This is a genomic window from Winogradskyella eximia (genome assembly GCF_003386165.1).
GTDB lineage: Bacteria > Bacteroidota > Bacteroidia > Flavobacteriales > Flavobacteriaceae > Winogradskyella > Winogradskyella eximia.
The window spans coordinates 128,553-143,720 of the sequence record NZ_QRDV01000002.1; the positions used below are offsets into that span (position 1 = coordinate 128,553).

At 34.2% G+C, this 15,168-nt stretch carries 9 protein-coding genes and 1 pseudogene; 9 read left to right on the plus strand and 1 reads right to left on the minus strand.

What is annotated here, in order from left to right; translation table 11 throughout:
* The first annotated feature begins 1 nt into the window (after position 1).
* From DFQ10_RS06305 to DFQ10_RS06315, 3 genes are all read left to right on the plus strand, one after another.
* Positions 2 to 1,660: a DUF262 domain-containing protein gene (locus DFQ10_RS06305; protein ID WP_115816558.1), complete on the plus strand. Its 1,659-nt coding sequence runs from the start codon at positions 2 to 4 to the stop codon at positions 1,658 to 1,660.
* A 113-nt stretch (positions 1,661 to 1,773) separates the two neighbouring features.
* Positions 1,774 to 2,148, plus strand: coding sequence for a hypothetical protein (locus tag DFQ10_RS06310; protein WP_115816559.1), 375 nt, complete (start codon positions 1,774 to 1,776; stop codon positions 2,146 to 2,148).
* 525 nt (positions 2,149 to 2,673) lie between these two features.
* On the plus strand, positions 2,674 to 3,273 hold the full coding sequence (locus DFQ10_RS06315; RefSeq protein WP_115816560.1) for a DUF6642 family protein: 600 nt from the start codon (positions 2,674 to 2,676) through the stop codon (positions 3,271 to 3,273).
* Positions 3,274 to 3,306: 33 nt separating this feature from the next.
* Here the strand turns inward: DFQ10_RS06315 and DFQ10_RS06320 are convergent.
* Positions 3,307 to 3,693: pseudogene (locus DFQ10_RS06320) on the minus strand (DUF302 domain-containing protein).
* 341 nt (positions 3,694 to 4,034) lie between these two features.
* Between DFQ10_RS06320 and DFQ10_RS06325 the strand changes: the two are divergent.
* The 6 genes from DFQ10_RS06325 to DFQ10_RS06350 all read left to right on the plus strand — a co-directional run bounded on the left by DFQ10_RS06325 (position 4,035) and on the right by DFQ10_RS06350 (position 15,151).
* Complete coding sequence (locus tag DFQ10_RS06325; protein WP_115816561.1) at positions 4,035 to 5,672, plus strand: DUF6377 domain-containing protein; 1,638 nt, start codon at positions 4,035 to 4,037, stop codon at positions 5,670 to 5,672.
* Positions 5,673 to 5,925: 253 nt separating this feature from the next.
* Positions 5,926 to 8,874 carry a SusC/RagA family TonB-linked outer membrane protein gene (locus tag DFQ10_RS06330; protein ID WP_115816562.1) on the plus strand — a complete coding sequence of 983 codons (2,949 nt, stop codon included), beginning with the start codon at positions 5,926 to 5,928 and terminating at the stop codon, positions 8,872 to 8,874.
* A gap of 101 nt (positions 8,875 to 8,975) precedes the next feature.
* Positions 8,976 to 10,451 carry a RagB/SusD family nutrient uptake outer membrane protein gene (locus DFQ10_RS06335; RefSeq protein WP_115816563.1) on the plus strand — a complete coding sequence of 492 codons (1,476 nt, stop codon included), beginning with the start codon at positions 8,976 to 8,978 and terminating at the stop codon, positions 10,449 to 10,451.
* Between the two features lie 12 nt (positions 10,452 to 10,463).
* Positions 10,464 to 12,188 (plus strand): SusE domain-containing protein, encoded by a 1,725-nt coding sequence (locus DFQ10_RS06340; protein ID WP_115816564.1) that lies wholly within the window; start codon positions 10,464 to 10,466, stop codon positions 12,186 to 12,188.
* Positions 12,189 to 12,229: 41 nt separating this feature from the next.
* Positions 12,230 to 13,645, plus strand: coding sequence for a glycoside hydrolase family 30 protein (locus DFQ10_RS06345; protein ID WP_245940635.1), 1,416 nt, complete (start codon positions 12,230 to 12,232; stop codon positions 13,643 to 13,645).
* Between the two features lie 60 nt (positions 13,646 to 13,705).
* Positions 13,706 to 15,151, plus strand: coding sequence for a glycoside hydrolase family 30 protein (locus DFQ10_RS06350; RefSeq protein ID WP_245940637.1), 1,446 nt, complete (start codon positions 13,706 to 13,708; stop codon positions 15,149 to 15,151).
* The last annotated feature ends 17 nt before the right edge of the window (positions 15,152 to 15,168 follow it).

The following is a 15,168-nucleotide window of genomic DNA, read 5'->3' on the forward strand; positions in this document are numbered from 1 at the left end:
TATGTATAAAAACAACGAAATTAATGTTAGACCAGATAAGGATAGGTTAATAAACCTATTAAATGATGTCAAGAAGGGGAAAATTGTTGTGCCTAAATTCCAAAGGGATATAGTTTGGAATGTTAAACAAAGATTGGACTTATTTGATAGTATTAGTAAAGGGTTTCCAATTGGAAGTTTATTATTTTGGAATCCAGAAAAAGACGATTTTGGCTTTAATAAAAAAATAGGTCCTTACACATTAGATTTAAACACAAAAAAATACTCATACATAATTGATGGTTATCAAAGAATAACAACTTTATTTAGTGCTTTAAATAATCCTTTAGAGTATGTTAAGAATAAAGTTGATCAAACAATATTAGATGAATATATTGTTTATTATAGTCTAGAAGATGAAGAGTTTTTTCATTTGATTAAAACGAGAAATAAAAATAATATAAGTGTCTCAAACATTCCATTATATGTATTAGTAGATACATTTGAATTTTTAACTTTTACAAAAAAAATACAAGAAGAATTTGACGAAACAATAAGTAATCTCTACATAAATAGAGCTAAAAAACTAGCAACTGCATTATTAGACTATGAAGTTGCATTTGTAAATATACATGGAGGTAGTATTCAAGATGCAGTTGAAATTTTTTCACGAATAAATTCGAAAGGAAGTGACATGTCTCCAATGTGGATGCTAAGTGCTTTAACCTATAAAGATGGAAAAAACGGTTTTAAATTTAGTGATGAAATCGAGGATTTAAAAATCGATTTAGAAGAATTTAATTTTGAAGATATTAAAACAGAAATACTATTACAATGCATTCGAAGTTCTACGGGTAAATTATATATTGATACAAAAACTGAAACCTTAGCCAAAAGTAAAAACTTTAAAAATCTAGCTTTAAAAACTTTCGAAAATATTTATCAAGCTGTAGATTTTTTATATCACAGGACTAATGTTCTGAATATAAACATTTTGCCATATAATTTACAGTTGATTTTTATAACAGAATTTTTTCGATTAGTTGACAATCCGTCTGAAGAGAAGTTAAATGAATTAGAAAGATGGTTTTGGCAAACAACATATGCATCATATTTCTCTATATATTCATTAAGTAAACAAAGAAAGGCATTTGCTAAATTCCAAAGATTCTGCAGAGGCGAGGAATTAGAAGCCATATATAAAGCAAATGATAATGAAGTTTTTGAAGCTGTAGAATTTCCAAGTAAAATGAATTACGGAAGCGTTAGATCAAAAGCTCTTGGTTTATTCATGATTAAAACTCTGATTGAAAAAACTGAAATTGATGATTATGATTTTGATGATTTTCTTAGCTTATCCAAGCATGATAAAGATTTCGTATTACTTTTTCCAAAATTTGAAAGTCAAACTTATGAGACAGAATTTAGAGCTCTTACTAGAAGTAAAAAAATAAAGGATTATTCATTTATTTTAAATGGAAAAACTTTAAACTTTGATTATCAAGCCAATTTTATAAATAATTCCATTTTAGATTGCAAAAATGATATTGACAAAATTAAGAGATTAAGGTATTCCTTAATTGCTGCAAGTGAGAGTAAATTTGTAGAGAGTTTAGATATTAACTATAATGGTACAGATAGGTATGATGAGAATAACGACGGTCAGGTCATTTTATTTTAATATCTTATAGTTAGAATTAAAAAATAAGAATTGCAACTGTAAAAATAATATATATTGAGAATCTCTATTTTTTTGATTACATAGAATAAGCATTTTTTTCCGAACAAACACAAATGCCTAAAAAACAAAAAACAACAAACCATCCTTTTGAGCATCGCAACCAACAAATCTTACCGTTTAAAAAGTTTGTAGTTAGAGTTCTTAAGTATCTATTATTTTCATTTGTTTTTATTCTATTCTCTTTAGGTATTGGTACTGTAGGCTATCATCACTATGCACATATCTCTTGGGTAGATGCCTTTTACAACGCGTCTTTAATTTTAACAGGCATGGGACCTGTAAATGAAATGCCTACAGATAATGCAAAACTATTTGCATCCTTTTATGCACTCTTTAGTGGCATCGCTTTTTTAAGTACCGTAGGCGTAATTTTTGCGCCAATTGCACACCGTTTATTACATATTTTACACGTTAAAGAAGAGGATTAAATTCATTGAGTTATTGCAACTAGAAAATATTGCGAACAGATTAGATACTCTTTAAATCCAATCATCATTATAAAAAATAGAGCTTTCAATGTTTAGCCTGGCCTCATATTATTTTGGTTAAAACGATAGGTGAGTGCAGCGTCCATATTTTAAGGGGCTAGTAATACATACGCTTAAGTGTTCTAGTCTTTAATAGAATTTCAAAGCAATCTTAAGGAGTTCCCATGTTTCTTAAAATATAGCGTAAAGAGCCGTAATCGTTTCCAAAATTATATGCTGCCTTGATTTTTTTGTTTCTTTTTTTATCAAGAAAAAAAGACATAATAAAATAATAAGCTCTTAACCCTCATAATTAAAATAAAGTTCCACTCTTAAACACCATAGCTCCTTCAACGTATCAAACAAATACATAAGAGGTTATATTGTTGTTGATATAGACTCATAAAATTTCATACCAATCCACTAAAAACATTAAAAACATTCTATTAATTTCGCACTTTACAAACGACGCATAAATTTAGAAGCTTGCTAGAAAAAAGACCACAAGTATCCCAAGAACAGATCACAGAAACAGAGTACTTTATTTATTGCTTAGAAGGAGTAGATGATATAGACACCAACACGGTAACCGATGCACAAAAAAACTTAGAGCAATTGGCCCTAAACTATGGCATAGCAAGTATCTATAAAACCTGCGACACCATTGAAGGCCTAGAAGAGAGCTTAAACGCATTGGTATTAGATGATCATAACTTTAAGGATTATGAAATCATCTATTTGGTGATTAGGGGAGAAGCCAATAACATTTGTTTAAATGACTACTACTATAGTTTACAAGAAATTGCAGAACTTTTTGAAGGCCAATTAAACGGAAAAATTTTACATTTTTCAAATGCAAAAATTCTAGATTTAGACGAAGAAGAAGCACAATACTTTTTAGATATTACTGGAGCAAAAGCGATTTCCGGCTATGGTCATCCATATAATGGCATAGCGAGCACAAAACTTGATGAAGCCTTCTTTAATTTATTTAAAGAAGATGATGATATGTTCGCTGTGGTAGAAGAGTTGCACCAAAAACATTATAGCGTCTGCAAATTATTGGATTTTAGATTGTATTATTAAACTCCGTGTCTTGTAAAGAAACACCACCAACTATCAAAGCCCATCAATCACAGCCTTTAGTTTCACAGTAATTTCTTCCGCAATACCTTTTAAATCGGCATTTTCCACCGCTTGCATAGAAGCCATAGGATTAACGGCAGCCACTTCAATATCACCAGAATCTAATTCCTGCACAATAACGTTACAAGGCAGCATGGTCCCAATTTTATTTTCCGCTAATAAGGTTTTATGAGCATACGGAGGATTACAAGCTCCTAAGATTTTTTAATTATTAAAATTAACATCCAGCTTCTTTTTAAGAGTGTCTTTAATGTCTATTTCCGTTAACACACCAAACTGTTCCGTTTTAAGTGCAGCGGTAACTTTCTCTACGATAGCATTAAAATTACCTTTTAAGATTTTACTAAAATAATAGTTCATAATACGTTGTTTTTAAGGTTAATAATAAGCACAAATCACATACCATAAATTACAAAAAATCAACCCAAAACACGAAATAGGAATGGGTTAAATCCATATAATCGTAGTTGATATATCATAAGGCTTCACAAACACAATGGAATGCTTAAAATTAAGGGAATTAGCTAATTCGTATTGACGCCATACCATATTATATTGTCGCATTTCGCCAAACGTTTCACGCTTAACTCTAATAATCCAAAAACCAAACACCAAAAACCAAATAAATTAGCCTTTAGATACTTTTTTTATTCTAATTTTAGAGGCACAATTAACCAAAGCATTAAAATTAACGTTCCAAAATGAAGACCTTAAAGATCATTTTTGGCATCATCGCAGTAGTACTTTTTCAAAACAACGTGTGGGCTCAAGATTTAGATAGCCTTACTAAGGTGCTCGAAACCAAGATGAGTAATCATAAAGTCTTTGAGCTTCAAAAAGAAGAACGCATAAAAAAACTATTAGCGCAAAGCAACAAAACCAATGATCTTAAACGGCAATACGAAATTACCAATGCCGTTTTTGAAGAGTATCAGTTTTACAGTTTCAACGATGCACTGCAATACATTGAGAAAAACATACAAATAGCAGAAACACTTAACAACGATCTATTAGTAAATGAAGCCATATTAAAAATGGGATTACTTTTAGTAAATACGGGTCGCTTTAAAGAATCTATTGATGCCTTAAGCGAAATTGACCGAAAAACGCTTCCAGAATCTTTAATTAACAATTACTTCATTGCCTACGAAGAAGGCTACTCTGGTTTGGCTTACAATACAGCGGTGAAACGAAGTCAATTAAATTATTCCGAATTGTATACAGCATATAAAGATTCATTATATGCCAGAATAAAACCAAATACCGAAGAAGCCTTAAGAATTAAAGAAAAGGAATATAGAGATAGCCGGAATTTAGAAATGGCCTTTACCGTAAATACACAACGGTTAGAAATGGTAGAAATGGGATCGAGAGGCTTTTCCCTAGTTACTTTTGAGCGCTCTTTGTTGTATCAACTAAACAACCAAATTGCCAAGCAAAAAGAATACCTCATGCTTTCGGCCATTTCAGATATTCAAGCCGCTGTTAAGGATAATGCATCTATGGGAACCTTAGCCAAAATTCTGTTTATAGAAGGAGATATAGATAGAGCACATCAATACATCAACTTTTCTTACGATGATGCTGAGTTTTATAATTCGCAATTACGCTTTGTAGATATTGCGAATAATATGCCTTTAATTACCAAAGCGTATGAGCAAAAAAGCATTAAACAGAAAAACAAACTTCAAAAGTCACTCATCTTTATAAGCATCTTAGCGACCTTTTTATTAATAGCTGTGTACCTCATTGTAAAACAGGTGAAAAAAGTATCTATTGCCAGAAACAATTTAAAAGCAGCAAACGAACAATTAAAAGTGTTTAATGAGAAGTTAAACACGTCTAACGAAGATCTAAAACGCTTGTATTTTGAACTGTCTGAAGTAGATAAAGTAAAAGAACATTACATCGGTAGTTTTTTAAATCTGTATTCCGAGTATATAGACAAATTAGATGTGTACAGAAAACTGGTGAGAAAATATGTTAATGCCAACCAAATGAATGCGCTTTTAAAGTTATCCAAGTCAAAACAATTTATAGACGAAGAGCTTGAGATTTTTAACCGCAACTTTGACAGTTCGTTTTTACACATTTATCCAAACTTTCTAATCGATGTTAATAAACTGCTAAAACCAGAGCATCAAATTGAACTGAAAAGTAATGATGAATTAAATACAGAGTTAAGAATACTGGCATTAATAAAATTAGGCATTAATAACAGTTCAAGAATTGCAAAAATCTTAAGATACTCTGTAAATACCATTTACAATTACCGAGCAGCGATTAATAAATCGGCAATTGATAAAGAAAATTTTGAAGAGATGATAAAATCGGTGTAAAAAATATAGGGTTTTAATAAAAACCGCACACCTTTATTATTGATTTAACAGTAATAGTCGAAATTTAGCGCTTAAAAATCCACTTATTCTTTAGAATTAAATATTTTCAAAATACTGATAAACAGTATTTTGTGATTATTTGTGCGTTCCAAAAATCCACTTTTTGCAATCTGGCTATTGCTGTTGAAGCCATATCGTAGTAATTTGCTATCGTTAATAAATAAGGTTTATAAACTAATATCTCTACAATCAAATGATTTATAAAAAAGTAGTTTTCATCACAGCAATTTTAATGTCTTTATGGTGTGCCAATGAAAGTATGGCACAAAATAAAGTGTCTGGTACGGTAACCGAAAATGGCACCTTACCATTACCTGGTGTTTCTGTAGTTATTAAAGGAACAAGTATTGGTATCAGTACAGATTTTGACGGTAATTATGTCTTAACAGAAGGCATAAATGATAATGCCATCTTGGTGTTTAGTTACATTGGCTATAAAACCCAAGAAATTGTAATAAATGGACAATCTGTAATCAATGTGCAAATGCAAGAAGATGCAAGTGCATTAGATGAAGTGGTTCTAGTGGGTTATGGCTCACAACTTAAAAAAGATATTACAGGCTCTGTAGCAACAATAGATAGTGAGGCTTTTGAATCACGACCTAATACACAGGTGGGTTCGTTATTACAAGGACAAACGGCAGGTGTTCAAGTTATATCGGGTTCTGGTAAGCCTTCTGGCGGATTTAGTGTACGTATTAGAGGAACCAATTCTATTAATGCTAGTAGCGAACCACTATATGTAGTAGATGGTGTACCAACTAACGATACCAGAGCAATCAACCCTAGCGATATCGATACCATTACAGTGTTAAAAGATGCTTCGTCTGCAGCTATTTATGGTGCGCAAGGTGCCAATGGTGTTGTATTAATTACCACAAAAAGAGGGACAACATCTAAACCTAAAGTGAGCATAGATATCTATACAGGTGTATCACAAGTCTGGAATACCTTACCAGTATTAAATGGTGAGCAATATAGAGATTTAATGACTGAAATGGGATTATCTACCGATTGGGATAATTATACAGAACGTACAGATTGGCAAGATGAAATTTTTCAAAATGGATTCTCACAAAATTACCAAGGCTCAGTGTCTGGTAAAAATGAAGGGACTAACTATTTTGTGTCTGCTGGTCATTTATCACAAGAAGGTGCGGTAAGAAGTTCTGAAATTGCACGAAGTAATTTTAAGATCAATCTAGATCAAGACATCAACGATTGGTTAAAAATAGGAACCAGAATAGCATATACAACATACAAAGATGTAGATGTTAATGATAATAATAGCGTTAACCAAGGTGGTGTACTTTTAGGCGCACTAACAACGCCATCAATAATTGGTGTGTTTAATGACAATGGCATGTTTACAAGTAACCCATTTCAAAACTGGGAAAACCCATTGGCAAGTACAGATGGCTTAGAGAGAGAATACAATAACGAACGTTTTTTAGGAAACATCTATTTAGAAGCAAAGTTCCTTGAAAATTTTAAATACAGATTCAATTACGGAATTGATAATAGTAATGGTGTCTTTGATTCTTTTTTAGACCCTTTTAGAACTGGTTTTGGAGTCGCTATTGGTGGACAAGGCATTAACAATACCGATAAAAAGGCATATTACATTGTAGAAAATACCCTAAGCTTTAATAAAACATTTAAAAAACATACGGTTGAAGCATTAGTAGGTTCTGTGGCGCAAAAGTTCACCTATGAAAATAGCTCAATTCAAACAAGAAATTTTGCAAGCGCATCGGTAACAACACCAAATGGTGGTTCTGAAATTTTTGATGCATCAGCATGGAAATCAGAAAGAGCCAATGCTTCTTTTTTAAGTAGAGTAAATTATAGTTTTGATGATAAGTATTTACTAACCGCAAACTTCAGAGCCGATGGTTCTAGCGTATTCGGTCCAAATCAAAGATGGGGTTATTTTCCATCATTCTCTGTAGGTTGGAGAGTATCCAATGAAAAATTCATGAAAGAGGATTCTTTTATAAATGATCTAAAAGTTAGAGCAGGTTGGGGAATTGTGGGTAACGACAATATCGATGCTTACAGTTATTTAGGACGTGTAGGATCTGGTGCTAATTATCCTTTTGGTGGAGCTGCGCAACCTGGTACATATCCTGCATCCATTGAAAATCTTGAATTGAAATGGGAAGAGTCTGAACAAACAAATGTAGGTTTCGATCTTACCATGTTTAATAATAAAGTAAGTCTTACTGCAGATGCATACATTAAAAAAACAAACGACTTACTTTTAAATGCACCATTACCAACTGCAACAGGTTTTGATAATGCCATTAGAAATATTGGTGAAATTCAAAATAAAGGTATTGAGTTGGCTTTAAATACAGTAAACATTCAAACTGAAAATTTATCATGGAGTACAGGATTTAATATCTCATTTAACCGTAATGAGGTAATTAGTTTGGTTGGGCAAGAATTATTACAAGGTGGAATAACAGGTGGTAGAGGTGAAGCCAGTTTGGTTAGAGAAGGAGAGCCTTTAGGAACGTTATATGGCTATATTTTTGGAGGTGTAGATCCTGCTACAGGTGATGCATACTATATTGATAAAGATGGAAATTCAACCTTTACACCAAGCTCAGAAGACCGTACAATTATTGGAGATGCCAATCCAGATTTCTTCTATGGCATTACAAGTAACCTAAATTATAAAGGTTTTGGCTTGTTTGTATTTCTACAAGGGTCGCAAGGTAATGATATGTTAAATGTTACACGTATTGAAACCGAAGGTATGATAGATCCTAAGAATCAATCTACTGCAGTATTAAATCGTTGGAGACAACCAGGAGACATTACAGATATACCAAGAGCTAGTTTTGGTAACAGTGACAATTCTAGAGTATCAACACGCTTTATAGAAGATGCATCTTATTTAAGATTCAAAGCCATCACCTTAAGTTATGATGTACCACAAAGTATAACAGATAAACTCGGTATAAAAGCCTTAAAAATCTATGGGACTGGAGAAAACATATTTACCATAACAGATTATTCTGGCTTTGACCCAGAAGTCAATGCCTTTGGCGGAAGCAACACTGTACAAGGTATCGACTTCGGAACCTATCCACAAACCAGAAATTTAATTTTTGGGATTAACGCAACTTTTTAAAATTACAACGATCAACCGAGCATGTTTTAAGTGATAGCATCTAAGACATTGATGAATAACCAAAAGCAAGCGATCATAAAATAATTAAATATATATAAATCATGAAAATATTTAAAACAGCAATAATAGCATTACTTCTATCAGTGACTATAGGTTGTGAAGATTATTTAGACCTTCAGCCAATTTCAGAGGAAACAAGTAGTAATGCTTATGAGACAGCAAGCCAAATAGAAGCGGCATTGGTGGGTGCTTACGAGTCCTTTCAATCGTCAGAATACTATGTTTGGGATAATGTGTTATTTCAAGATGTCCGTTCAGACAATTGTTATGCAGGTGGTGATAACCCAGAAATATTTCAACTAGATTATATTGATATTGCACCAACACATTCAAGACTATTTACGCATTGGTCTAATCTCTACAATGCTATTTCTAAAGCAAACTTAGTGATAGAACGTGTAGATGGAATTAACGATCCATTACTTACGGAAGAACGCAGAAACCAAATAAAAGGGGAAGCCATTTTCTTAAGATCATATCACTATTTTACCTTAATTAAACTTTGGGGAGGTGTGCCTTTAATTACTAACACCATAACATCTACAGAAGCAGCAAGTGTTAATATACCTAGAGCATCTATAGAGGACGTTTATGCTCAAATAACTGCAGATTTAGAATTAGCGGCAACGCTATTACCAGACGTTTACGGAAATGATGCAAGTGTAAACAAAGCAAGAGCAACAGCTGGTGCAGCGCACGCATTGGCAGCTAAAGCGTATGCACAGCAACCAACACCAGATTACAACGCAGTATTAGAGCATATAGATGCCGTAGAGAGTAGTAGTGCTAACTATGTGTTAATTGCTTTCGATCAATTATTCAGTGGTAACAATTATAACAATGCAGAATCCATTATTGAGGTGCAATACCTTGGTGGAAACGAAGGAAATTTTGGGCCACAATTACTATTACCTCCTTCTGTTAGTGGTGATTCTTGGAGAAAATTTGTAACACCATCTATAGATCTTATCAATGCTTTTGATGCTGAAGGTGATACCGTAAGAAAAAATGCAAGTATTTTATTTGAGTCGGTACAATGGGTAGATGAGTTTTGGGGAAACACCCAAGGAGCAACAATTCCTTTTAGTTACAAATGGAAAAATGCGAGTGGCTTTGCTAGTGCAGACAATACGTATCTCATTAGATATGGAGATATTGTATTGCTAAAAGCAGAAGCCTTAAATGAAACCAATCAATTACAGTCTGCTGTAAATGAAGTTAATAGAATAAGAATGAGAGCGCAATTGCCAGACCTTACCAATGCGCAAAGCAGCTCAAAAGAAGTATTAAGACAAACCATATTAAACGAGCGTCGCTTGGAGTTATTTCAAGAAGGGCAACGTTGGGACGATTTGGCGAGAAATAATGCCTTAGTCACAACAATGAATGCGCTAGTTGAAGTGGATTTAAGAACAGGTAATCCTGTAAATTATAATATGACAGCAGCTAAAAAATTATTACCAATACCACAACAAGAATTGGATAGAAACCCTGCATTGGTTCAAAATCCACTATAAAACTTATAAGTTATGAAAATGAAAAGTCTATTTTTAAGAGCATGCATACTCATGTTTGCGTTCGTCTTTACGTCGTGTGAAAAGGAAGATAACTTACAGCCAGAAGGGCAGTGGGAACTCAGTGAAGCAATCATTTTAGCTCCAGCTGCAGATCAAGCTATTGTATTAGATGAAGATACACCCAACGAAACCATAACCTTTAATTGGGAAGCGGCAGAATCATCAGCAGGTTATGCAGTAACATATCAAGTACTAATAAAACCAGCTACGGCAACCGATTTTTCTACTCCTATATTTTCGTCAGAATCAAACAATAATGGTACGGCAACCGCATTATCAATAAGTTATGAAGATATGGATGAGGCACTGGCCTTTGCTGGATTTCCTGCAAACCAAGAAGCACAAATCACTTTCGCCATACAAGCAATGAGCCTAAGTAAAACGAGCATTACTACATCAGAATTAAACGTAACACGTTTTGAAACCGAAGCTTTGCCACAAACACTGTACATCTCTGGTACAGCAACTGAAAATAATAATGATTTAGCACAAGCAATTGCCTTAAGAAGATTAACAGATAGTAATGGTGCACAGTCAAACAGCCATGAAGTCTATACCAGTTTAGTGGCTGGTGAAACCTATAAATTTTATAGTGAGCGCTCATTACCAGCATTACAATTTGGAGGTAGCGATGGTAATATCGAAGCTTTCGGCGAAGCTATTGTGGCAGAAAACTCAGGTGTATATAGAATAACTGTAAATTTAGATAACAACACATACCAATTACTTCAAATAGACTTTTGGAGTATGGTAGGTACACCAATCAATGGTGGTTGGGGTGGAGACGAACCTTTAGACTACCAAGGTAATGGCGTTTGGAAAGCATCTATAAACCTACTTGAAACGGGAGGTTTTGTATTTAGAGCGAATGGAGATTGGGGATATTTATTAAAGCGCATTGTAGGCACACCAAATAGTCTAGCGATGGAAAGTGATGCTGGTAATCTTGGAGTTTCTGTTGAAGATGTTCCAAACAACCAAACAGGCCTTTATGTGGTAACCTTAAATTTATCAGCAGAAAATTACAACTATGCATTTGAAGTAGATGATACAGTTGTAGCACCTATTGATACACCTACACAACTATTCTTATTAGAAAATGGAAACATGATTGAAGAGTTAACTTTAAACGGAGACGTATTTAGTTCAGATAGATTCATTCCTATGCAAGCCAGTAACACGTATACCCTAAACAGCGCATCTGATGGAAGTGGAACAGCCTATACGGTTAATGGACTTTTGGCAGATAGTCTTACACCTGATGGAGATGCGGTAACAGATGCACTAACGTTAGTAGAAAATAGCAATACATTCACTTTGGCATCAGATAGAGCAATACGTTTTAGTATAGATTTTAGTACACCAGAATTGACGTGGACGTATTACAACTTTAAACTATTTCATTGGCAAAATTGGGACGACAGAGTAGAGTTACCAATGACCTATAGCCATCCAAATACATTTACCATAACGACAGATCTTATAGCAGGTTCAGATAGTAAATTCATTAGTCCTTGGGATTTTGATATGGGAGGCGACAACCCAACAGAACTAACAGGGAATCTTATTAATGGAGGAGGATCAAACTTAGTCAACATCAATACAGATGGAACATATACAGTAACCATAGTTCTTGAGGACGATTACCAGTCAGGAACTTATGAATTTGCGCAATAACAAAACACAATCAACTCATGATATTTAAAAATAGACATACTTTGAAATTTTATATAACCCTTGCAGTAATAATAGCGCTTCAGGCTTGTAATAAAGACGAAACTCCAACATATGCTCCTCCAGAAGTAGCAGACGTAAATGTGGACTTTTACCTCACAACACCAGATGAAGCCAATCTTTTAACACCAACAACGACTGGTATATTTCCACTAGGAACAAATTCTAATTTTACCATTAATGTATCAGAAAGTACAGTCTATCAAGAAATGGATGGGTTTGGATATGCATTAACAGGTGGTAGTGCTATGTTAATGAATAACATGTCATCATCGTCGAGATCAGCGTTAATACAAGAACTTTTCGGATCAGGTGAGAATAGTATAGGAATTAGCTATTTAAGAATTAGCATTGGAGCTTCAGATTTAGATGCTACAACATTTAGCTACAATGATTTACCAAGTGGACAAACCGATGTAAATCTTGATAATTTCTCGCTAAACCCAGACATGGCAAATTTAATTCCTGTATTAAACGAGATTTTAGCAATCAATCCTAGTATTAAGATACTAGCAACACCATGGTCTGCACCAACTTGGATGAAAACAAATAATGCCACTATTGGAGGAGAATTGTTACCACAATATTATGATACTTACGCGGACTATTTTGTAAAATACATAGAGGCCATGGCAGCGCAAGGGATTACTATTGAGGCGATCACCATTCAAAACGAACCAGAAAACCCATATAATAATCCGAGTATGGTAATGAGTGCAGAGCAACAAAAAACCTTTGTTAGAGATCATTTAGGGCCTAAGTTTCAAACAGAAAATGTGGCAACAAAAATCATTCTATTCGACCATAATTTAGACCATCCAGAGTATCCAATTTCAATAATGAACGATGCGGCTGCAAAAAGTTATGTAGATGGTTCTGCATTTCACCTGTATGCTGGTCAAATCAGTAACATGTCGTTAGTGCATAACGCACACCCAGACAAAAACGTGTATTTCACAGAGCAATGGATACAGGCTCCTGGTGATTATTATGCAGACCTAAGATGGCACGTTAGAGAGTTAATGGTGGGTGCACCTAGAAACTGGAGTAAAAATGTGATACAATGGAATTTAGCGGCAGATTCAAACAATAATCCACACACAGATGGTGGGTGTACGGAATGTTTAGGTGCCATAACTATAGATGGAAATTCAGTGCAAAGAAATCCTGGATACTACATTATTGGGCATGCCTCAAAATTTGTGCCTGCAGGTGCTGTAAGAATAGAATCCAATACCTCTTCTGAGTTCCCTAATGTAGCCTATAAAACACCTGATGATAAAATCGTTGTCATCGTTTTAAATAATTCAGATGTGCAAAGTGCTTTAAACATTAATGCAGGAGAAGAACCAATAACCGTAACCATGCCAGCAGGCGCCGTAGCCACTTTTGTTTGGTAATTAAATAAGTAAGAAATGATCAAAAAGTGTTTTTATATAATAGTACTAACAGTAACGTTTATGTCTTGTAAGCAGAATGAGAAGGAGAATAGTACTGATTTAGCAGTGAGTATTGACACCAATGCTAATAAAAAAAAGAGTGTATTAGGCAGAACTGTAAAAGTATACACCACTGCAGAGGGTACCGAACAAAGACTCTCGTCAGATACAGACAAGACCTTTGTTAAAGCGCAACAACCTTTAGAAACGGATGTATCTATTTTTGTGAATCCAGAAAAACAATTTCAAGAATTTTTGGGAATAGGTGGTGCCATTACGGATGCAGCTGCAGAAGTGTTTTCTAAGCTAAGTAAGGATAAACAAGAAGAATTTTTAAAGGCGTATTTCTCTGAAGAGGGTATTAATTATAATATCATCAGAACCAGTATTCACAGCAGTGATTTCGGACTAGGAAGCCATACGTACATAGAGGAAGGCGACAAGGAACTAAAAACGTTTTCTATTGAAAAGGATAAAGTAAAGCGTATTCCATTAATTAAAAGGGCACAAGCACTCATTAAAGACGATTTAGTATTCTATGCAAGCCCTTGGAGCCCACCAGCGTTTATGAAAACCAATAAGCACATGCTACAAGGCGGGAAATTATTACCTGAGTATTACCAAACTTGGGCAGATTATTTTGTAAAATTTATTCAGGCGTATGAAGCTGAAGGCATACCAGTTTGGGGTGTCACCATTCAAAACGAACCAATGGCTGTACAACGTTGGGAATCGTGTATTTATACAGCCGAAGAAGAACGAGATTTTCTAAAGAATAACTTAGGGCCAACATTCGAAAAAAATGGAATGGCAGATAAGAATATCGTGGTTTGGGACCATAATAGAGACTTAATATCACATAGAGCAAACACTATTTTTGAAGATGAAGAGGCGATGAAATATGCATGGGGAATTGGGTTTCATTGGTACGAAACTTGGACAGGTGGAGAACCTAAATACGATAACTTAAAAAACATAAAAGAATCGTTTCCATCAGTAAATCTACTATTTACTGAAGGCTGTCAAGAAAAGTTCGATCCAACACAATACCAACGCTGGTCTAACGCGGAACGTTATGGCAATTCTATGATTAATGATTTTAATAGTGGGACTGTAGGTTGGACGGATTGGAACATTTTGTTAAATGAAAAAGGAGGACCTAACCACGTGCAAAACTTTTGTTTTGCACCCATTCATGCAGACACGCAAAACAACGAATTAATTTATACACCGACGTATTATTACATCGGTCATTTTTCTAAATTCATTAAACCAAAAGCAAAACGTATCAGTACAACGACAAGTAGAAGCACAATAGAAAGTACAACGTTTCAAAATCCTAACGGAGAAATAGTTACAGTTGTAATGAATAAAACAGACGAGCCTATAGCCTACAAAGTCATAGTAGGGGACGCTGAAATAGTAAACAACATCTTGCCCCATGCAATGCAATCACTAATTTATTAATTAAAACAATCTTTTAT

Excerpts from the sequence above, each read along its gene's own strand:
- DFQ10_RS06310 (WP_115816559.1), top strand. The coding sequence starts at position 1,774 with ATGCCTAAAAAACAAAAAACAACAAACCATCCTTTTGAGCATCGCAAC.
- DFQ10_RS06330 (WP_115816562.1), top strand. The coding sequence starts at position 5,926 with ATGATTTATAAAAAAGTAGTTTTCATCACAGCAATTTTAATGTCTTTA.
- DFQ10_RS06340 (WP_115816564.1), top strand. The coding sequence starts at position 10,464 with ATGAAAATGAAAAGTCTATTTTTAAGAGCATGCATACTCATGTTTGCG.
- DFQ10_RS06350 (WP_245940637.1), top strand. The coding sequence starts at position 13,706 with ATGTCTTGTAAGCAGAATGAGAAGGAGAATAGTACTGATTTAGCAGTG.
- DFQ10_RS06335 (WP_115816563.1), top strand. The coding sequence starts at position 8,976 with ATGAAAATATTTAAAACAGCAATAATAGCATTACTTCTATCAGTGACT.
- DFQ10_RS06325 (WP_115816561.1), top strand. The coding sequence starts at position 4,035 with ATGAAGACCTTAAAGATCATTTTTGGCATCATCGCAGTAGTACTTTTT.
- DFQ10_RS06305 (WP_115816558.1), top strand. The coding sequence starts at position 2 with ATGTATAAAAACAACGAAATTAATGTTAGACCAGATAAGGATAGGTTA.